Annotated in this window: 19 protein-coding genes; 14 read left to right on the top strand and 5 right to left on the bottom strand. The window is 65.5% G+C overall.

The genetic code is table 11. The annotated features are described in order from the left end of the window. The first annotated feature begins 288 nt into the window (after nt 1–288). The 5 genes from ACP146_RS02205 to ACP146_RS02185 all read left to right on the top strand — a co-directional run bounded on the left by ACP146_RS02205 (nt 289) and on the right by ACP146_RS02185 (nt 5,270). Nucleotides 289–780, top strand: a complete 492-nt coding sequence (locus ACP146_RS02205) for a hypothetical protein (RefSeq protein WP_422365132.1) — start codon at nt 289–291, stop codon at nt 778–780. Nucleotides 781–851: 71 nt separating this feature from the next. Then, the gene (locus tag ACP146_RS02200; RefSeq protein ID WP_422365131.1) at nt 852–1,769 is read left to right on the top strand and encodes a uracil-DNA glycosylase; all 918 of its coding nucleotides are present in this window, start codon (nt 852–854) and stop codon (nt 1,767–1,769) included. Nucleotides 1,770–2,010: 241 nt separating this feature from the next. Then, complete coding sequence (locus ACP146_RS02195) at nt 2,011–3,876, top strand: lytic transglycosylase domain-containing protein (RefSeq protein ID WP_422365130.1); 1,866 nt, start codon at nt 2,011–2,013, stop codon at nt 3,874–3,876. Further along, a complete protein-coding gene (moaB, locus tag ACP146_RS02190) occupies nt 3,863–4,408 on the top strand; it encodes a molybdenum cofactor biosynthesis protein B (RefSeq protein WP_422365129.1) in 546 nt (181 codons plus the stop codon). Before ACP146_RS02195 ends, moaB begins: the two co-directional genes overlap by 14 nt. 154 nt (nt 4,409–4,562) lie before the next feature. After that, nucleotides 4,563–5,270, top strand: coding sequence for a nitroreductase family protein (locus tag ACP146_RS02185; RefSeq protein ID WP_422365128.1), 708 nt, complete (start codon nt 4,563–4,565; stop codon nt 5,268–5,270). Nucleotides 5,271–5,314: 44 nt separating this feature from the next. Here the strand turns inward: ACP146_RS02185 and ACP146_RS02180 are convergent, their stop codons facing one another. Further along, nucleotides 5,315–5,620: an ArsR/SmtB family transcription factor gene (locus ACP146_RS02180; RefSeq protein WP_422365127.1), complete on the bottom strand. Its 306-nt coding sequence runs from the start codon at nt 5,618–5,620 to the stop codon at nt 5,315–5,317. A 149-nt stretch (nt 5,621–5,769) separates the two neighbouring features. Between ACP146_RS02180 and ACP146_RS02175 the strand changes: the two genes are divergently transcribed. The 5 genes from ACP146_RS02175 to ACP146_RS02155 all read left to right on the top strand — a co-directional run bounded on the left by ACP146_RS02175 (nt 5,770) and on the right by ACP146_RS02155 (nt 11,584). Then, entirely contained in the window at nt 5,770–6,864 is a 1,095-nt protein-coding gene (locus ACP146_RS02175; protein WP_422365126.1) for an NADH:flavin oxidoreductase/NADH oxidase, read from the top strand. A 126-nt stretch (nt 6,865–6,990) separates the two neighbouring features. Beyond that, nucleotides 6,991–8,124: a PA0069 family radical SAM protein gene (locus tag ACP146_RS02170; protein ID WP_422365125.1), complete on the top strand. Its 1,134-nt coding sequence runs from the start codon at nt 6,991–6,993 to the stop codon at nt 8,122–8,124. Between the two features lie 165 nt (nt 8,125–8,289). Continuing rightward, the gene (locus ACP146_RS02165; protein WP_422365124.1) at nt 8,290–9,687 is read left to right on the top strand and encodes a cation:proton antiporter; all 1,398 of its coding nucleotides are present in this window, start codon (nt 8,290–8,292) and stop codon (nt 9,685–9,687) included. 55 nt (nt 9,688–9,742) lie between these two features. Then, nucleotides 9,743–10,390: a ribonuclease HII gene (locus ACP146_RS02160; protein ID WP_422365123.1), complete on the top strand. Its 648-nt coding sequence runs from the start codon at nt 9,743–9,745 to the stop codon at nt 10,388–10,390. 153 nt (nt 10,391–10,543) lie between these two features. Next, nucleotides 10,544–11,584, top strand: coding sequence for a site-specific DNA-methyltransferase (locus ACP146_RS02155; protein ID WP_422369609.1), 1,041 nt, complete (start codon nt 10,544–10,546; stop codon nt 11,582–11,584). Between the two features lie 34 nt (nt 11,585–11,618). On the opposite strand, the gene ACP146_RS02150 is transcribed toward ACP146_RS02155, so the two are convergent. After that, nucleotides 11,619–13,697 carry a pyridoxamine 5'-phosphate oxidase family protein gene (locus ACP146_RS02150; protein ID WP_422369608.1) on the bottom strand — a complete coding sequence of 693 codons (2,079 nt, stop codon included), beginning with the start codon at nt 13,695–13,697 and terminating at the stop codon, nt 11,619–11,621. A gap of 34 nt (nt 13,698–13,731) precedes the next feature. Further along, nucleotides 13,732–14,169, bottom strand: coding sequence for a VOC family protein (locus ACP146_RS02145; RefSeq protein ID WP_422365122.1), 438 nt, complete (start codon nt 14,167–14,169; stop codon nt 13,732–13,734). Nucleotides 14,170–14,360: 191 nt separating this feature from the next. Between ACP146_RS02145 and ACP146_RS02140 the strand changes: the two genes are divergently transcribed. Beyond that, nucleotides 14,361–15,266, top strand: coding sequence for a LysR family transcriptional regulator (locus ACP146_RS02140; protein WP_422365121.1), 906 nt, complete (start codon nt 14,361–14,363; stop codon nt 15,264–15,266). A 174-nt stretch (nt 15,267–15,440) separates the two neighbouring features. Here the strand turns inward: ACP146_RS02140 and ACP146_RS02135 are convergent, their stop codons facing one another. Further along, entirely contained in the window at nt 15,441–16,049 is a 609-nt protein-coding gene (locus ACP146_RS02135) for a glutathione S-transferase family protein (RefSeq protein WP_422365120.1), read from the bottom strand. Nucleotides 16,050–16,130: 81 nt separating this feature from the next. Between ACP146_RS02135 and ACP146_RS02130 the strand changes: the two genes are divergently transcribed. Continuing rightward, entirely contained in the window at nt 16,131–16,442 is a 312-nt protein-coding gene (locus tag ACP146_RS02130; protein WP_422365119.1) for an ArsR/SmtB family transcription factor, read from the top strand. 84 nt (nt 16,443–16,526) lie between these two features. Beyond that, a complete protein-coding gene (locus ACP146_RS02125) occupies nt 16,527–17,006 on the top strand; it encodes an SRPBCC family protein (RefSeq protein ID WP_422365118.1) in 480 nt (159 codons plus the stop codon). On the opposite strand, the gene ACP146_RS02120 is transcribed toward ACP146_RS02125, so the two are convergent. Continuing rightward, nucleotides 17,003–17,392 (bottom strand): VOC family protein, encoded by a 390-nt coding sequence (locus ACP146_RS02120; RefSeq protein WP_422365117.1) that lies wholly within the window; start codon nt 17,390–17,392, stop codon nt 17,003–17,005. The two genes, ACP146_RS02125 and ACP146_RS02120, sit on opposite strands and share 4 nt — an antisense overlap. A 129-nt stretch (nt 17,393–17,521) precedes the next feature. On the opposite strand from ACP146_RS02120, the gene ACP146_RS02115 reads away from it, so the two are divergent. Further along, nucleotides 17,522–18,148 (top strand): LysE family translocator, encoded by a 627-nt coding sequence (locus ACP146_RS02115; protein ID WP_422365116.1) that lies wholly within the window; start codon nt 17,522–17,524, stop codon nt 18,146–18,148. Nucleotides 18,149–18,213 lie beyond the last annotated feature (65 nt).

Raw genomic sequence — 18,213 nt, 5'->3', positions numbered from 1 at the left:
GGCTTCAGCAACCGCTAGCAAAACGGTTTGCCTGCCTTCTGTTTCCTCAAAACGCCAAGTCCATTCCGCCGGGGGCAACCCCGCCGGTCAGCGCGCATCCTTCATAATACAGCAATAGGTTCGGGGCCAAGCAAAGCAGTGCCGCCGCCTATTCGCCATTTTCCGCCGTTTTGCGCCGCTGCGGCGGCCACGCTTACCGAAAATTCACCATTCCCGGCCAAGCTGCGGCTGGATGGAGATGCTCCCCGGGGGAAAGGGGGGCGGATCTCCGCGAAAGGATCAGTTGCTATGGCCGTACAAGAGATTGCAAGAGCGGACGAAGAGTCCGAGGTCGAAAACGTCCCCAGCGAACTGGACGAGCTGACCCATGCGGAAATGCGCATGCTCTATGCCGAATCGACCGAGTCGATCCGCTATGCCAAGACGCGGCAGTGGCGCGCGCTGAGCGGTATCCTGCTGATCTTCGGCGGCCTCATGGCGCTTTCGCGCTTCATCGATAACAATGCCAAATTAGTCAATCTTGTCGTCGCCATCAGTTTTCTCTGCAGTGCCGGCGGCATCTATTGCATGGCACTCTATCAGGCTTGGCAAAACACGGAGCGCGAGAAGCTGCGTGAGATCGGCGGACATTTGTCGAGCTACAGCATGTCGGTCCGCGCTGTAAAATCGTCCCGCGAGGCCAACATTCATCGCTACACGATGCTGGTTTTCATGATCGTCGGCGTCTTGATGGCCAACGTCCTGCTGGTGCTTTTCGTCTCCCCGCTCTTCAATCAGTAAAGACAACACTTCAGGCATTCCCCTCGGCCCGGGCTTTCTGCGCCGGCCCGGCCTCTGCTAGACTGCGGCCCATGGTCAGTGAACAGCCGGACAACGCAGCCGCCCTTGCGGCCCTGCAGTGGCTTATCGATGCAGGCGCCGACGAGGCGATCGGCGCGTTGCCCTGCGACCGCACGGCGCTGCCGGAAAAGAAGGCCGCAAAACGCTCCGCCCCGGGATCACAGCAAGCCGCAGACCCGTCCGCCGCAATGGCAGCGCCGCCGGGCAGCCCGGCAGCCGCCAGTCCGTCTTCGCCCAACCCCTCTCCAAGGGGCCGTGCGGCCGCCAATCTGGCCTCGGCCAGCGAGACCCAGGCCGATGCCCAACGCCTGGCCATGGCGGCCGGCTCGGTCGAGGACATCCGCGCAGCACTGGAAGAGTTCGAAGGCTGCCCCCTGAAGGCGACGGCCACCAACCTCTGCCTCTATGACGGCAATCCGGAAGCCAGGATGATGATCATCGGCGAGGCCCCCGGCGCCCAGGAGGACCGCCAGGGCAAACCCTTCGTCGGGCCGGCCGGCCAGATGCTGGACCGGATGCTGGCGGCCATCGGATTGGACCGCAGCCAAGTCTACATCACCAACCTGCTGTACTGGCGCCCGCCGGGAAACCGCAACCCGACCCCGGCGGAGATCGCCGCCTGCCTGCCTTTTCTGGAGCGGCAGATCGAATTGCTGTCGCCGCGGCTGCTGTTGCTGACCGGCGGCATGTCCGCCAAGACCCTGCTGAACCGCAGCGAAGGCATCCTGCGGCTGCGCGGGCGTTGGGATGACTATCGCCACCCCCGCAGGGATCAGCCCATCCCGGCGCTGCCGACCCTGCACCCGGCCTACCTGCTGCGTCAGCCGGCCCAGAAACGCGAGGCCTGGCGCGATCTGCTGTCCTTCGCCGAGGCGATGGAACGCGAGGGGCTGGAACCGGTGAAACCGGCACCCGCCGAATCTTCCTAAAAACCCAGGCTTAACACCGATTTAACTCCGCGCGTGGCCTTCTGTTAAGCGCCGGTGGTTGCAGTTCCATTAGCGCTTCATTAACCTAAAACGGAAAACCGGGGCTATGAAAACACCGGGGGTTAGAGTGCAATTCAGGAGTCGGGTCCATGTCCCTTTTTCCGGGGCAGGGTTCTCTTTTGACTTTGGCAGCCTTCCTTGCATCGGACCGCGCGGCGCAGCCGCGGGCCGGGGTTTTCTGTTGGGCGCTCTCGCGGCGGTCTGCCTGACCGGCTTTTCCGCTGCCTTCGCGGTCAAAGCAGAGGCGCAGGTTCTAAAGCCCAGCGACCTGCAGCCGGAAGCCTCCACCAGCACGGTCCCACAAACCGGCACGGCGGCCCTGCCCGCGGGCATGCTGCCCGGCCCCGACGGCCTGCCGGCAATCCTGGCGCCGGGCGATGCCGATCGCTATCGGCAGATCTTCGCGCTGCAGGAAAAGGGCCGCTGGAAACAGGCGGACCGCCTGATCGCCGGCCTTAGCGACCGCCGCCTGATGGGCCACGTGCTGGCGCAGCGTTATCTCCACCCCACGGCCTACCGTTCCAAGTACAAGGAACTGAAAGACTGGATGGACGCCTACGCCGACCATCCCCAGGCCGGCCGTATCTATAAACTCGCATTGAAACGCCGCCCGGCCAATTACCGGCGCCCGCAGCCCCCGGTCAAACCCGGCAGCGGGATCGTCTCCGGCGGCAAACGGGCCAGCACCGAATACGTCTCGCCGCGCAAGCGCAGCAAGGCAACCCGGCGCAAGGTCAGCAAGCTGTTGCGTCAGGTGCGCCGCAACGTGCTGCGCCAGCGTTTCTCCATTACCGAAGACCTGCTGAACAAGAAATCGACGCAGAAGCTGTTGGACCAGGTGGAGCTGGATCAGGCCCGGGTGTCGGTCGCCGCGGGCTGGTTCTATTACGGCAAGAACCAGCGTGCCTATGCTCTGGCGATACCGGCGGCCAGGCGCTCCGGCGCGGCGGCACCGATGATCAACTGGATCGCCGGGCTGTCGGCCTGGCGGGCCGGCGACCTGGAATCCGCCGCCGCTTTCTTCGAGAGGCTGGGCAACGCCGAACGGGCACCGGGCTGGAACATCGCCGCCGGCGCCTACTGGGCGGCGCGCGCCAACCTGAAACTGCAGCGCCCGGAACGGATCAGCCCGCTGCTGCAGCGTGCCGCGCTCTATCCCCATACCTTCTACGGCCTGCTGGCCCGCCGCGCCCTGGGCATGCCGATCGAATTCGATTTCGGCTCGCACCGGATGGAACCGCAGATGGCGGCCCTGCTGAAGAACAACCGGGTCGGCAGCCGCGCCCTGGCGTTGATGCAGACCGGGCAGCGCGAAGCCGCCGAACGCGAACTGGTGAAAGCCGGGTCCTGGGGCGATCCGCGCATGGGACAGGCCCTGCTCGCCCTCGCCCAGCACGCCCGCATGCCCTCCCTCGCCTATCGCATGGGCAGCCAGCTGGCCCGCCAGGCCAGCGACCGGGCAACCCCCGGCGCCCTGGACGCGGCGCTCTATCCGATCCCACCCTGGCAGCCGCAAAACGGCTTTCAGGTCGACCGGGCACTGATCTTCGCGCTGATGCGTCAGGAATCCGGTTTCAACACCAAGGCCAAGAGCCCGGACGGCGCCCGCGGCCTGATGCAGTTGATGCCGCGCACCGCCAGCTATATCGCCCGCGACCGCCGCTACCGCGGCAAGGGCCGCAACGAGCTGTTCGAGCCCAGCCTGAACATGGAACTGGGCCAGCGCTACGTCGCCTATCTGCTGCGCCACCAGCGCGTGCAGGGAGACCTCTTCCGCCTGACCACCGCCTATAACGGCGGCCCCGGCAACCTCGGCAAATGGCAACGCCGGATGAAGGCCGGCGATGATCCGCTGCTCTTCATCGAGGCCCTGCCGTCAAAGGAAACCCGCCTTTTCATCGAGCGGGTGCTGACCAATCTCTGGATCTACCGCCAGCGTCTCGGCCAGCCGGCCCCCTCGCTGGAACAACTTGCGGGCGGCGGCTGGCCGCGCTACGAAGCCTTGGACGGAACCCGTGCCGAGGTTGCATTGAATGGCCAGAATTGACGAAAGCCTGCCCTTCCTGCCTGTAAACATCGCCGTCCTGACCGTCTCCGACAGCCGTACGCTGGCGGACGACAAGTCGGGCCGCCGTCTCGAAGAGATGCTTTTGGCCGACGGCCACAAGCTGGCGGCGCGGCAGATCGTCACAGATGACGGCGACAAGATTATCGCCGCCCTGAAAGCCCACATCGCCGATCCCAATGTCGACGTCGTGATCACCACCGGCGGCACCGGGGTCACCGGCCGCGACGTGACTCCGGAAGCCTTCAAACAGGTGATGGAAAAAGAGATCGAGGGTTTCGGCGAGCTGTTCCGTTGGATCAGCTTCCAGAAGGTCGGCACCTCGACCATGCAGAGCCGCGCCATCGGCGGCGTCGCCGACGGCACCTACCTCTTCGCCCTACCCGGCTCCCCCTCCGCCTGCAAGGACGGCTGGGAGGAAATTTTGAAGTTCCAGCTCGACTCGCGCCACCGGCCCTGCAATCTCGTGGAACTGATGCCGCGCCTGAAAGAACATCTGAAAGCGGCGAGCTGAGTTGCTTCGCCCGGTTCGCGCCATCATCGGGCCTCAACGCAAAAACTTGACGGGCGCATTCGCGTTTCCGCTTTGAAATCAACGGGCGAATCGCTTTACTTGGGGGCGACTGCGCTGGAGCAGGTCCAGGCCGCGCCGCAACCGGAGCCCCCCGATGAGTGACACCAGTCTTGCCGCCCCCCAAGCCGCACCCGAGTACGAAGCGATCCCGCTGCCGGACCGGCGCCACTTCGCCGATGCCGAGATGCTTGAGCGGGCACGGAACTTCTTCGAGGAAATGAAGCTCCGCCATTCGATCCGCGACTTCGCGCCGGAGCCGGTGCCGCGCGCGGTGATCGAGAACTGCATACTGGCGGCCGGCCGCGCACCGAGCGGCGCCAACCGCCAGCCCTGGCACTTCGTCGCGGTCGGCGATGCCGCCATCAAAAAACAGATCCGCGAGGCGGCGGAGGCTGAAGAGAAAGCTTTCTATGACGGCAAGGCGGGCGACGACTGGCTCTCCGCCTTGGCGCCCCTGGGCACCGACGATACAAAGCCCTTTCTGGAAATCGCACCCTGGCTGATCGTGATCTTCGCCGAGCGCTACGGCATCTCCGCCGACCGCAAGATCGTGAAGAACTACTACATCAACGAGTCCGTCGGCATTGCCACCGGCATGCTGATCACGGCCCTGCACTGCGCCGGCCTGGCGACCCTCACCCACACGCCCAATCCGATGCGCTTCCTGAATGAGATCTGCGGCCGCCCGGAAAACGAGAAGCCCTACATGATCCTGGTGACCGGCCAGGCGGCGGACAACGCCACCGTGCCCAAGCACGCCAAGGTCAAAAAGTCCCTGGAAGAAATCGCCAGCTTTCGCTGAATAGGGCCGCTGAACGACTCCGCTTCAGGGGACCGCGGGTAGCTTCAGCCGGCGCTTCGCGGCGGCGCCGTCAGCACGGCCTGCAGCAAACCGGGAAACAGATTGTCGAGTTCCGCGCGCCGCAGCTCGTTCATGTGGGCCGTTCCATCGGTGCGGGTCCGCAAGACCCCGGCATCGCGCAGCACCCGGAAATGATGCGACATGCTCGACTTGGGGCGGCCGCCGTCCAGGGCCGCGCAGGTCGCCTGGCCCTCGCGATCCAGCTGGCGCACCACATCCAGGCGCACAGGATCGCTGAGCGCATGGAGCACGCGCGCCAGCTCAATATCCTCCGGCTTTGGATGCCGCATCGCCCTCATGCCTTGAACCCCGGAATTGCGTCCCTATATTTCGGTAGTTCGATTAATTTCGAACTACCGAACTTCTCTTCAAGATATAGGCTTTCTGCCTGATTCCGCAAGCCTCCGGCAGGACAAGCCCAACACCAGGGGACCCCCGAATGTCGTCGCTCTTCGATTCCTTCACCCTGAAAGACGTCACCCTGCGCAACCGCATCGCGGTCTCGCCCATGTGCCAGTACTCCGCCGAGGACGGCATGATCAATGCCTGGCACTACACCCATCTCGACACCCTGGCGCGCGGCGGCGCCGGCCTGGTGATCGTCGAGGCCACTGCCGTCTCGCCGGAAGGCCGCATCACCCCGGGCTGCGCCGGCCTGTGGTCGGACCGTCAGGCAGAAGCCTTCGCGCCGGCCGTGCAGTCGATCAAAGCCGCCGGGGCGGTGCCCGGAATCCAGATCGCCCATGCCGGGCGCAAGGCCAGCGCCAACCGGCCCTGGGAGGGTGACGACCACATGGCCGAGGACGACCCCCGCGCCTGGCAGCCGCTGGCGCCCTCCGCCCTGCCCTTCGGCGCCAACCTGCCGCGCCGCCCGCAGGCGATGACCCGGGACGACATCGCAAGGGTGCAGCGGGACTACGTCGCGGCGGCGCAGCGCGCCCGGCAGGCCGGTTTCGAATGGCTGGAACTGCATTTCGCCCACGGGTATCTCGCCCAGTCGTTTTTGTCGCCGCATTCCAACCAGCGCGACGACGACTACGGCGGCAGCTTCGAAAACCGCATCCGCTTTTTGACAGAGACCTTCGCGGCGGTAAGGGACGTCTGGCCGCAGAGCCTGCCGCTGACCGTCCGGCTCGGCGTCATCGAGTTCGACGGCCGTGAAGAGACCCTGGACGAGGCGAGCGAACTGGTGCGCAGGCTCGCCGGCCTGGGCCTCGACCTGCTCGACGTCAGCCTGGGCTTCTCGACCCCGGGCGCCGAGATACCCTGGGGCCCCGGCTTCATGGCGCCCTTTGCCGAAAGGCTGCGCCGCGAGGTGAAGATACCGACCGCCACCTCCTGGTACATCAGCGACCCCGAACAGGCCGACCGGATGATCCGCGACGGACAGGTGGATCTGGTGATGCTCGGCCGGCCGCTGCTGGCCAATCCGCACTGGCCCTATGACGCCGCACGCGCGCTGGGCGTCGACCACCCGGCCTGGACCCTGCCGGCGCCCTACGCCCACTGGCTGGACCGCTACCGCGCCGCCTGACGGCAAATCCGGCCGCCCCTCGAAAGCAGCGGGCGGCCGGACCCAGCAGCGTTCCTGACAAGCCCGCGGCTCAAAAAAGAGTCAAATGTTCTTGTTTTGTTCATACATTCCCGCTACCCTCGGGACATGGTTGATCTGATCCCCGATAAACCTAGGAAGGGCCGTGGCGCCGTCAGCAATGCCAGCGGGCGCTACGAACCCTTCACCCGCGTCGCCATCGACGACGGCTGGGGGCAGGACCCGGGCAACAGCGGCTTCGGCGAACAGGGTTTCGGTGAAGACAGGCCGTCCGGGCCCAGCCCCCAGCCGACCGAGGTGATCTGGGACGCGACGCGCAGCGTCATCACCCGCAACACCTCCCCCGACGTGCCCTTCGACCGCTCGATCAACCCCTACCGGGGCTGCGAGCACGGCTGCATCTACTGCTTCGCGCGGCCCAGCCATGCCTGGCTCGGCTACTCGCCGGGCCTCGACTTCGAAACCAAGCTGCTGGCCAAGCCGGAAGCTGCCGCCCTGCTGCGCCGCGAACTGGCACGCAAGAACTACCGCCCGCAGCCCATTGCCCTGGGCACCAACACCGACCCCTACCAGCCGATCGAAAAGAAGCTGCAGATCACCCGCCGCATCCTGGAAGTGCTGCGCGACACCAGTCACCCGCTGACCATCGTCACCAAGTCCAACCTGATCCTGCGCGACCTGGATATCCTGGCGCCGATGGCGCGAAGGCGGTTGGTCCGGGTGATGATTTCCGTCACCTCCCTGGACCGCCAGTTGTCGCGGATCATGGAGCCGCGCGCGCCGACGCCGGCAAGACGGCTGGAGGCCCTGCGCACCCTGAACGCCGCCGGGGTGCCGGCCGGGGTGCTGACCGCGCCGATGATCCCGGCGATCAACGACCAGGAACTGGAAGTGCTGATGGAGGCTGCCGCGCGCGCCGGGGCCGCTTCTTCGGGTTATGTGCTGCTGCGCCTGCCGCTGGAGATCAAGGAACTCTTCACCGAGTGGCTGGAGGCGCATTTTCCGGACCGCAAGTCCAAGGTCCTGAAACTGATCAGGGATACCCGCGACGGCGGGCTTTATCAGTCCGACTTCGGCCGCCGTCAGCGCGGCACCGGGGTCTACGCCGACCTGCTGGCCCAGCGCTTCAAGGCAGCGGAGCGGCGCCTCGGCCTGAACCGGGGCGGCGCCCCTCTGGACAGCAGCCAGTTCGAGCCGCCGGAGATCGACGACCATCCAGACAAGCAGCTCTCGCTGCTCTGACCCCTACCCCCTTTGAACCGAAGATTCCCTCCCGGGAGACTTGGAGGCACCCCGAAACACCCGAAAACCCTGTGTCCTTCACTCTTTCGAAAGCTGAGGCCTGCTAAATCTTAGGCAAGCGCCCGGGCGGGCGCCGCGCGCAAGGCCATGGATTAGAGACGGGTCATGGAGGGCCATACAAGCAGCATCACCGAGTTGGCGATCGTCGTGGTCGCCGCGCTTTGCTGCGGCCTGGTGGTGCGCTCCTTCCGCCAACCGATCCTGCTGGGGTATATCCTGGCCGGCGCCGCCCTCGGCCCCTCCGGCTTCGGCCTCGTTGAAAACCGCGATCAGGTCCAGTTGCTGGCCGAACTCGGCGTTCTCATGCTGCTCTTTTTCATCGGCATGGAATTGCAACTGCGCGGCCTGAAATCGGTCTGGCGCATCGCGGTTCTCACCACCGCTTTCCAGATCGCCGCCGGCGTCATCGCCATGTCGCTGCTCGGCTTCTATCTCGACTGGCCGCTGGCGCTCACCGTGGTGCTCGGTTTCGTCGTCGCCCTCTCCTCCACCGCCATCGCCATCAAAATGCTGGAGGAAATCGGCGAGAAAGGTACCCGCGTGGGCAACGTCACCATCGGCATCCTGATCGCCCAGGATCTGGCCGTCATTCCGATGATGCTGGTGGTCAGCGCCTTTCACGGCGAGGCCTCCGCAATCGGCATCGGAGCGCTGCTGAAGATCGGCCTGTCCATCGCCTTCCTCGCCCTGCTGCTGGTCTACCTCGGCCGCGGCAAACGCCTGCGCCTGCCTTTCGCCAAGGCCATCGGACGCAATGCCGAATTGACACCGCTGGCCGGTCTCGCCTTCTGCTTCGGCGCCGCCGCGCTCTCGGGCCTGCTCGATCTCTCGGCTTCCTACGGCGCCTTTTTGGCCGGGCTGGTGATCGGCAATTCCACCAGCCGCCGCGCGATGATGCACTACACGGCGCCGATCCAGGGCGTGCTGCTGATGGTCTTCTTCCTCACCATCGGCCTGCTCATCGATCTCGAATACATCTGGAACAACATCGGCATCGTCGTTCTGATCGTCACCTTCGTCGCCGTCCTGAAGACGGCGCTGAACATCGTGGTCATCCGGGCGATGGGGGAAACCTGGCCCCGTGCCTTCCTCTCCGGTGTCATGCTGGCGCAGCTCGGCGAGTTCTCTTTCATCCTCGCCGCTCTCGGCCTCACAGCCGGGGTCATCTCGCCGGACGAACACCGCCTGCTGGTCGCGGTCACCGTGCTGTCGCTGATGGGCAGCCCCTTCTGGCTGGAGGCCGCCCGACGCCTCCACCGCATCGCCCTGCTGGGCATCACCTCGGGCCGCGAAACGCTGCGCCTCACACTGGGGCCGGAAGCTTCCGCCCTTGGCCGCTCCGGCGGACGTATCGGCGGCTGGGCGCTGCTGCTGGGCCGCGGCATGGTCGGGCAAAAGCCGGTGGCGTCGAAGCCGGACAAGAGCCAAGATGACGCCGAGCCCGCAGAGCCGATCCGAAAGCCGCGCCTGACGGCCGAACCCGGTGGCGCCGAAGCGGACTGATCCCCTTGCCGTGGCCCTGGGTGGCCGGTTGCCTCAAGCTTCGATCAGACGACACGTGCCAGACTTCTCTCTTGAACAGGAATTCCAACGGGACCTCGGCGGAAACCCCGGCGCCAAAGTGATCGGTCTCGACGAGGCCGGGCGCGGCCCCTGGGCCGGGCCGGTGGTGGCGGCAGCGGTCTGGCTGAACCCGGATACTCTGCCGTCGCCGCTGCGCGACGGCCTGGACGATTCCAAGAAACTCAGCGCCAAAGCCCGCGAAAACCTCTTCGAAGCGCTGCTGGCGCTCTCCCCGGAGCAGGCCGCCATTGGCCGGGGCGAGGCCGCTGTCGAGGAAATCGATGCCCTGAACATCCTGCAGGCGTCGCTGCTCGCCATGCAGCGCGCCGCGGCGGCCATTTCGATTACCGCCGGGGCCGCCCTGGTCGACGGCCGGCAGACCCCGGCGCTGCCCTGCCCGGCGCGGCCGGTGGTGAAGGGCGACAGCCGCTCGCTTTCCATCGCCGCCGCCTCGATCGTCGCCAAGGTCAGCCGCGACCGCGCCATGGCCCTGCTCGCCGCCCAGCATCCGGGCTACGGTTGGGAGCGTAACCAGGGTTACGGCACGGCCGAACACCGCGCCGGCCTCGATCGCCTGGGCGTGACGGCGGCACATCGCCGCTCATTTCGGCCGATCCGCGACGCTCTCGCCAGTAAACCTTAACGATGCCCCGTAACTTCTTGAGTCTCAAGACTCTTGACGCGAGTCCCCGCTTGAATCAGGATGCCCGTTTCGCGCCGAAGGGGCGTGCGCTCAAGAGGGGGAACAACCAGCGTGCAGAAAGATGTGGTCAAGCAGGGCGACTGCATCGCGTTGATGGAGGCCATGCCGGAAGCTTCGGTGGACATGGTCTTTGCCGACCCGCCCTATAACCTCCAGCTCGAAGGCGATCTGCTGCGGCCGAACAACAGCAAGGTCGACGCCGTCGACGACGCCTGGGACCAGTTCGACAGCTTTGCCGCCTATGACGACTTCACCCGCCGCTGGCTGCGCGCCGCGCGCCGCGTGCTGAAGGACAACGGCTCGCTCTGGGTGATCGGCAGCTATCACAACATCTTCCGCGTCGGCACCGCTTTGCAGGATCTGAACTATTGGATCCTGAACGACGTGGTCTGGCGCAAGACCAACCCGATGCCGAACTTCCGCGGCCGGCGCTTCACCAACGCCCACGAGACCATGATCTGGGCGGCCAAGGACAAGGACGCGCGCTACACCTTCAACTACGACGCCATGAAGCGGCTGAACGACGACCTGCAGATGCGCAGCGACTGGCTGATCCCGATCTGCAGCGGCGGCGAGCGCCTGAAGAACGACAAGGGCGAAAAGGCGCATCCGACCCAGAAGCCCGAAGCCCTGCTCCACCGCGTCATCATGGCCGCCACCAAGCCGGGGGACATCGTGCTCGATCCCTTCTTCGGCTCCGGCACCAGCGGCGCCGTGGCCCGCAAGCTCGGCCGCCACTACATCGGCCTGGAGCGGGACAGCGATTACATCGCCGTGGCCAAGAAGCGCATCGCCCAGGTGCAGCCGATCACCGACATGGAGATGATCGAGACCCCGGCCAAACGCCAGGAAGCGCGCATTCCCTTCGGCTGGCTGATCGAACACGGCCTCTTGGAGCCCGGCACCATCCTGCACGGGCCCGACAAGCGCTGGCGCGCCAAGGTGCGCGCCGACGGCACGCTGATCACCAGCGATTTCAAGGGATCGATCCACCAGGTCGGCGCCCATCTGCAGGGCGCGCCGTCATGCAACGGCTGGTCGTTCTGGTCCATGAAGTCTGCTGACGGCAAAGCTGTCTCAATCGACGTGCTGCGCCAGAAGCTCCGCGCCAACCTACCGAAGACGATCAACTAGATTGCGACCGGCACCGGGCCGGGCAGCGGACCCGTTACAGATCCAGCACGATGCCCGCCTTGCCATCGCCATCCGCTGCGGCATCGGGGGCCCGCGGCGTCGCTGAACAGATCAGCACTTCGCCCGGCTCATGGGGCCCCACCGGCTCTTCCGTGTAACCGACGCTGCCGCTTTTCATCTTCGTCGCGCAGCTGCCGCAGATGCCTGAGCGGCAGGCATGGGCCGGCGACAGACCGGCCGCCTCCGCCAAGTCCAGCAGCGTGCCCTGCTCCGGCGTCCAAACCGCCTCGCGGTCCGAGGCGTCGAAGCGCACGGTTACCGGTTCCGCCGTCGACTCCGCGCCAGCCGGGCGCGCGCTTGAGGCCTGCACGGACTTTATGACCGTGGCCGGCCGGAAGGCTTCATAGTGGATGCGTTCCGCCTGCACGCCGATTCCCATGAGACCGTCATAAAGGCCCTGCATGAAACCGGCGGGACCGCAGAGATAAAAATCGTAGTCGTCGAGCGGCAGCAGCTTTTTCAGCAGCGCGATATCGATGCGGCCCTCGCTGTCATGGGTCTCGCCCAGCCGGTCCGCCGGACCCGGTTGGCTGTAACGGACATGGACTGTCAGGGAATCGTAACGCCGGGCCCAGTCGCGGAGAGTGCCGGTGAAAGCCTGCTCTTCACCGTTGCGCGCCGAGTGGATGAAGGTGGTCCGGCGGAAGTGACGGGTGCGTTCGCCTTCTTTGAGGAGGTGTCCGGCCATGGCCATCATCGGGGTGATCCCGACGCCGGCGGAAAGCAGCACCACCGGTCTTTCGCTTTCCTCGTCGAGGACGAAGCGGCCGCGCGGCGCCATCGCCTGCAAGCGGAAACCGACGCCGGCATGATCGTGAAGGTAACGCGAGACCAGCCCGTCGCGCTTGATCGAAAGCCGGTAGTATTCGCCGTCTGGCGCGCCGGAGAGCGTGTAGGTCCGCGTCACCGGCCCCTCCTGGCCGGGAATCTCCAGCCGGATCGGCAGGAACTGGCCCGGCCGGTAGGATGCCGGGGCCTTGCAGTCGGCACGGCGCAGCACCAGGGAGCGGATGGTCCCGCTCTCCGGCACCAGATCCACCACCTCGTAATCGAGATAGGTGTCACGTTCCCGTTCGGCGGCCATGATCTGGTCCGCCGTATCCCAGTCTCCCGTCTGCGCGAGCTTCGGGGAAAACCCCTGAAAGCGGAAACTGAGCGGCAGGCTGCCTCGCACGGCAACAGCCTGTTCCAGGCGGAAACGGATCAGCCGTTCGGCCCCGGCGAAGGCCTCAACCGCCTCGCCTTCCCAGACGATCTCGGCGGCACCGGTCAGATAGAGCAATCGGCCCCTTTCGAAATCGAGGAAGAGGAAACCGGCCTTCGGATTGACCAGGATGTTGCCGACCGTGTTGAAGTGGTAGTTGCCGCTGTAATCGGGCAAGACAAAGCTGTCGTCACCTTCGATACGGACGAAACCAGGCTTGCCGCCGCGGTGTGAAACATCAGCGCCGCGCGCCGCGCCCTCCACCGCGCCGCTGGCGGTGGCGATGAACAGCGTGTCCGCCCGCGCGATGAGCCGGCGGTCGTCGGCGGAAAAGCGGCTGCGGCGTTCGACCCTGGCCGCCGCCGGCTCGGCAGCCTGCCAGTCGACCTCCCGGGCCTGGATGTACTGGGGGCAGTTGCCGAAGCTCTGCGCCACAGCGATGCGGAAGCCGTCGTCTCTCACAGACTGCAGCGTGCCGCTCAGGCGGTTACGCCGCCGCGTCGCCGGCTGGATACCGAGGACACCGAGTTCGGCGCCCTCCCTCAAATGATCTGTAAGCGGGTCGCCGGGCAGCGGCAAGGCCGCCACATCCAGGTTGCGGGCATCGGGCGTCGAGAGAAAGCCCGGCGGCCCGGCCAGGAGGGAGGCCCAGGGCCGTCCCGCATCGTCGACCGAGCCGACGAGCAGGAAAGGCAGCAAGCCGTAGAACTCGCGGTGCTGGTCAGGCAGATGGTCGCGGATAATGCGCCGGCCGACGCCTGCCATCTTGTCGCGCAGGCCGAGGCGCTCCTGCGCCGCCTGCTCACCCGGATGAAAGGGCGAGGAACCCAAGCTGCCGCCGCCATCCATGTCTTTCACTCCCTTTTCTCCAACCCGCGCCCGATCATGCGGTGGGGGCAATGAACTCCATGCGGATGCCGCCGGGAATGGCGCACATCATGTGGCGGACCGGCCCCGCGCCCAGCGGCTCGGCGGCGAACTCGATGACCACGCCCTCGGCCTGTTCCAGGCGCGCCTGCAGGGCTTCCAGCGCCGCGGCGTCGTCGACGGCCAGGGCGACATGATGCAGGCCGATCACGTTCTTGCGGTCGAAGGCGACGGCCGTGCCGGGGTCCTGCGCCTGCCAGAGCGTGATCATGATGCTGCCGTCGCTGACGAAGGCGGCCGGATAGTCGGGCTTGTCGCCGACGACCTGGAAGCCCAGGGTCTCGGTGAAGAAACCGAGGGTCTGCTGCAGGTCGGGGACGGTGAGGCCGATATGGTGGGCGCCCCGGGTCACGGGGGCGGAAAGGGAAGCGGCACTCTCGGTAGCGGTGGTCATGGCGGGATTCCTCTGCACGGCGTTTTCTGCAAGGTGTTTCTCTGCGGTTTAGCCTCGGACCTGCCTCTCTGGCGGGCCACATCCCGCTGTCGGGCTGAGGCTTTTGTTTGATGCCCCTCAAGATGACCCTTTCGCCCAAGAACGTTAATAGGCAGTATCAGCAAATCATTATTCCAGATTCAGGAATAATTATGGACCGCCTGCAAACCATGAGCGTTTTCGTGGCCGTCGCCGAGGAGTCCGGTTTTGCCCCGGCCGCCCGCCGTCTGGGCCTTTCTCCGCCCTCGGTCACCCGGGCCGTCTCGGAACTGGAAGACCGGCTCAACGCACGGCTCTTTCACCGCACCACCCGCAGCGTGCAGCTGACCAGCGCCGGAGAGCGCTACCTTCTGGACTGCCGCCGCATCCTGCAGGAGGTAGAGGACGCCGATTCTGCCGCGGCGGGGGTTCACGGACGATTGCAGGGCCGGGTGACCGTCACCTCCTCGGTCCTGTTCGGCCGCATCGTGCTGGCCCCGATCATCCTGGAGCTGCTGCAGCGCCATCCGCATCTTTCGATCTCGACCCTGCAGATCGATTGGGTGGTGAACTTGATGGAGGAGGACATCGACGTCGCCGTGCGCATCGCCGAGCTGCGCGATTCCGCGCTCTCCGCGCGGCGGGTCGGGGCCATCGGCCGGGTGCTCTGTGCTTCCCCCGCCTATCTGCGCAAGCACGGACGCCCGAAAACGCCCGACGACCTGGCGGCGCACGATACCATCGGCTTCACCGCCGCCGCGCCGATCAGCGAATGGGCCTTTTATCGTGACGGCAAGCGCCGCCTCTTTCGCCCCCGCGCGCGCCTGCAGGTGAACAACGCCGACATGGCCATCGCCGCCGCGTCAGCCGGTTTCGGCATCACCCGCGTGCTGTCCTACATGGTCGCAAGACAAGTTGAAGCGGGCGAACTGGAGATCGTGCTGCAGGACTATGCCCCGCCCCTGCTGCCCGTTCATGTGGTGCACAAGGAAACCGGCCAGACCTCGGCCCGGGTGCGCGCCGTCTTCGACTTTCTCGCCGAGCGGCTGAAGGACCACCCCAGCGTGGCGCAGCGCTAGCAGGCAGCTAAAAAAGCGACGATGAAGCCCTTGGCCATCCTTCGAGACAGCCCCTTGCGGGGCTTCCTCAGGATGAGGACTTCACTAAGTCGACCTCATGCTGAGGAGGCGTGAAGCGCCGTCTCGAAGCATGTTTGCGCCGAACTCTCGACTTTTTCACCAGCCTGCTATCTCTCACGCGGCCCAGGAAGGGCGGGCGCGGATCGCCGCGTTCCAGCGCGACAGATGGGGCAGCGCCGCCGGTATGGCGACTTCCACGAAGTCGGCAATCATGACAGCGGTCATGCCGGTGATGTCGGCGGCGGAAAACCGCTCCCCGGCAACGAAGGGCCGGCCGTCGCTCAGTTCCTCGTCAAGCCAGGCGAACTTGCCGGCAAGATCGCTGCGCTGGGCCTCGGCAAAGGCCGGCACCTGGGTCAGCTTGTCGGCAAAGAAGGCAAAACTGTGCCGGGCGATCTGACCGAGCGGATTCATGATCTCCAGTTCCATACGGCGATCCCACATCTCGATTTCAGCGCGCTCCAAAGGATCGCGTCCGAAGAGACTGGGCGCCGGATGCAGGGCTTCGAGATAACGGCAGATGGCCTGGGACTCGGTGATCACGGTACCGTCGTCCAGCTCCAGCAGCGGCACCTCGCAAAGCCGGGTCTTGCGACGGAAAGCAGCGCTGCGGGTTTCCCCGCCGGGCAGGTCGAGGTCGATTCTTGAAACCTCGATACCCTTCTCCGCCAGAAAGATGCGCACCCGCCGCGGGCTGGGCGCCGCCGCATTGTAGAACTTCATAACCGGAAACCCTCTTCCACCGCTTTACAGAACCTCTGCTCTCCATTATCTTAATATCAACATATGATCAATAGGTGATAAATGTTGGACAACACTTTCGCCGCCCTGTCGGACCCCACAAGACGCGGCATCCTGGCTCTGCTGGCGGAGCGCGAGCATTCGGTCGGCGAACTGGTCGACCGCTTTCCGATCACCCAGTCCGCCGTCTCCCGCCATCTGAACGTTCTGGAGCAGGCCACCCTGATCGAGCGGCGGCGCGAGGGACAGCGGCGTCTCTGCGCGTTGCGCAGCGAAGCCCTGGTTGAGGTGGACCGCTGGATGGAACGCTATCGCCTGATGTGGGACGGCAAGATGCGCCGTCTGGACAGGGCGCTGAAGAAGACAGGGCGCTGAAGAAGACAGGGCGCTGAAGAAGACAGGGCGCTGAAGAAGACGGGGCGCTGAAGAAGACGGGGCGCTGAAGAAAAGGAAGAGACCATGAGCGAAGCCACCGCCACAGCCGGCCACAGCATCGAACTGCGCTACCGCTTCGATGCCACGGTCGATCAGCTCTTCGATGCCTGGACCGATCCGGACATCCTCGGCGCGTGGTGGGGACCGGAGGGGGTCCGCAGTAGAGTGGTGGAGTTCGACCTGCGGCCGGGCGGAACCGTGGTCTTCGAGATGACTTTCGAGGACGGCACGGTGAGCCATATGTCGGCCAGCTATCGCGAGATCGACCGGCCAAGACGGCTTGTCCTGATCATCACCGAGAACTGCAACACCGGCCTGCCGCCCGGTGTCGAGCCCCAGGTGGCGCCGACACCGGTAACCCTGGACTTTGTCGATCACGGCGACACAGCCGAGATCATCCTGCGTCAGGACGGCCTGCAGCCGGGATATGCCAAGCTGGTTTCCTGGGGCTGGGGCGGCGGCATGACGAAACTGAAAAAGGCTCTGCAGCGGCGCGAGTCCTAGGCCGGCTGCAACAGATCCCACTTATTGCCGTAGAGGTCTTCGAACACGGCGACGCTGCCGTAGCGCTCGTGCCGCGGCGCCTCCAGAAAAACAACACCGGCCGCGGACAGACGTTCATGGTCGCGGGCGAAGTCGTCGGTCATCAGAAAGAGGAACACCCGGCCGCCGGTCTGATCGCCGACGCGCGCCTGCTGGGACGCCCCCTCGGCCCTGGCCAGAAGTAACCGCGTTTCATTGCCCCCCGGCGGCGCGATCACCACCCAGCGCCGGCCACCACCCTGATCGCTGTCTTCGACGAGGTTGAATCCCAGCTTCTGTGTATAGAAATCGATTGCTTCGTCGTAGTCCCGCACCAACAGCGCGACCAGACCGACGTGTTGTCCCATTGAGGTGATTCCCTTTTCCTAACCGGCGTTCACGCTACACCCTCGTTCAGCCGGCTTTCGCCGAGTGACATTTACCTGATGAACACTTCTCGCCCCGCTGCTATAGCTTGGGAAACGAAAGGATGGAGCATGCCCGCTCTCGACCTGCTGATTCCCTTCTTCGCCGCGACGCTGCTTTTTGCCGTCATGCCGGGCCCCGCCATCCTCTATACCGCGGCCCAAACCATGGCCCGCGGCCCCAAGGGCGGCATGCTCGCGGCACTGGGCATCCATGTCGGCGGCTATGTTCATGTCGTGGCGGCGGCCACCGGCCTCTCCGCCGTGTTCCGCTACGTGCCGGAAGCCTATCTGGCGGTCAAGATCATCGGTGCGCTGTATCTGATCTGGCTGGGCATCTGCTTCTTTCGCAAGCCGCGCGAGGAAGCCCTGCCGCAGGTGAACGCGCACAGTCCCCTGGGGGCCTTTTTCCAGTCCATCGTCGTCGAGGTGCTGAACCCCAAGGCGGCGCTGTTCTTCATCGCTTTCCTGCCGCAGTTCGTCGACCCGGGGGCCGGCTGGCCCTTGTGGCTGCAATTGCTGATCCTCGGCACCTTCGTGAACGTCGCCTTCTCCAGCATGGACTTCGTCACCGTCGCCCTGACCTCGACCATGGTCGGTATGGTCCGAAGGAATGCTGTGGGGCAGCGGATCGTCCGCGCCGTCGGCGGCTCGGTTCTGGTGGCGCTCGGCGTGCACCTTGCCGCCTCGCGTAGTTAGGGGCGACTCACCTTAACCTTCAGGTTGTGAATAGTGGTGCTCCTTTAGCGCCAAACTGAACTTTT

The sequence above is a fragment of the Pelagibius sp. genome (assembly GCF_965249265.1).
Classification (GTDB): domain Bacteria; phylum Pseudomonadota; class Alphaproteobacteria; order Kiloniellales; family Kiloniellaceae; genus Pelagibius.
This window is presented reverse-complemented; position numbering and strand designations above follow the sequence as displayed.

Bases quoted from the DNA above. Each gene is read 5' to 3' on its own strand.
- ACP146_RS02155 (WP_422369609.1), top strand. From the start codon at position 10,544: ATGGAGGCCATGCCGGAAGCTTCGGTGGACATGGTCTTTGCCGACCCG.
- ACP146_RS02200 (WP_422365131.1), top strand. From the start codon at position 852: ATGGTCAGTGAACAGCCGGACAACGCAGCCGCCCTTGCGGCCCTGCAG.
- ACP146_RS02170 (WP_422365125.1), top strand. From the start codon at position 6,991: ATGGTTGATCTGATCCCCGATAAACCTAGGAAGGGCCGTGGCGCCGTC.
- ACP146_RS02185 (WP_422365128.1), top strand. From the start codon at position 4,563: ATGAGTGACACCAGTCTTGCCGCCCCCCAAGCCGCACCCGAGTACGAA.
- ACP146_RS02140 (WP_422365121.1), top strand. From the start codon at position 14,361: ATGGACCGCCTGCAAACCATGAGCGTTTTCGTGGCCGTCGCCGAGGAG.
- ACP146_RS02205 (WP_422365132.1), top strand. From the start codon at position 289: ATGGCCGTACAAGAGATTGCAAGAGCGGACGAAGAGTCCGAGGTCGAA.
- ACP146_RS02120 (WP_422365117.1), bottom strand. From the start codon at position 17,392: ATGGGACAACACGTCGGTCTGGTCGCGCTGTTGGTGCGGGACTACGAC.
- ACP146_RS02135 (WP_422365120.1), bottom strand. From the start codon at position 16,049: ATGAAGTTCTACAATGCGGCGGCGCCCAGCCCGCGGCGGGTGCGCATC.
- ACP146_RS02165 (WP_422365124.1), top strand. From the start codon at position 8,290: ATGGAGGGCCATACAAGCAGCATCACCGAGTTGGCGATCGTCGTGGTC.
- moaB (WP_422365129.1), top strand. From the start codon at position 3,863: ATGGCCAGAATTGACGAAAGCCTGCCCTTCCTGCCTGTAAACATCGCC.
- ACP146_RS02175 (WP_422365126.1), top strand. From the start codon at position 5,770: ATGTCGTCGCTCTTCGATTCCTTCACCCTGAAAGACGTCACCCTGCGC.
- ACP146_RS02180 (WP_422365127.1), bottom strand. From the start codon at position 5,620: ATGCGGCATCCAAAGCCGGAGGATATTGAGCTGGCGCGCGTGCTCCAT.
- ACP146_RS02130 (WP_422365119.1), top strand. From the start codon at position 16,131: ATGTTGGACAACACTTTCGCCGCCCTGTCGGACCCCACAAGACGCGGC.
- ACP146_RS02115 (WP_422365116.1), top strand. From the start codon at position 17,522: ATGCCCGCTCTCGACCTGCTGATTCCCTTCTTCGCCGCGACGCTGCTT.
- ACP146_RS02150 (WP_422369608.1), bottom strand. From the start codon at position 13,697: ATGGATGGCGGCGGCAGCTTGGGTTCCTCGCCCTTTCATCCGGGTGAG.
- ACP146_RS02145 (WP_422365122.1), bottom strand. From the start codon at position 14,169: ATGACCACCGCTACCGAGAGTGCCGCTTCCCTTTCCGCCCCCGTGACC.
- ACP146_RS02125 (WP_422365118.1), top strand. From the start codon at position 16,527: ATGAGCGAAGCCACCGCCACAGCCGGCCACAGCATCGAACTGCGCTAC.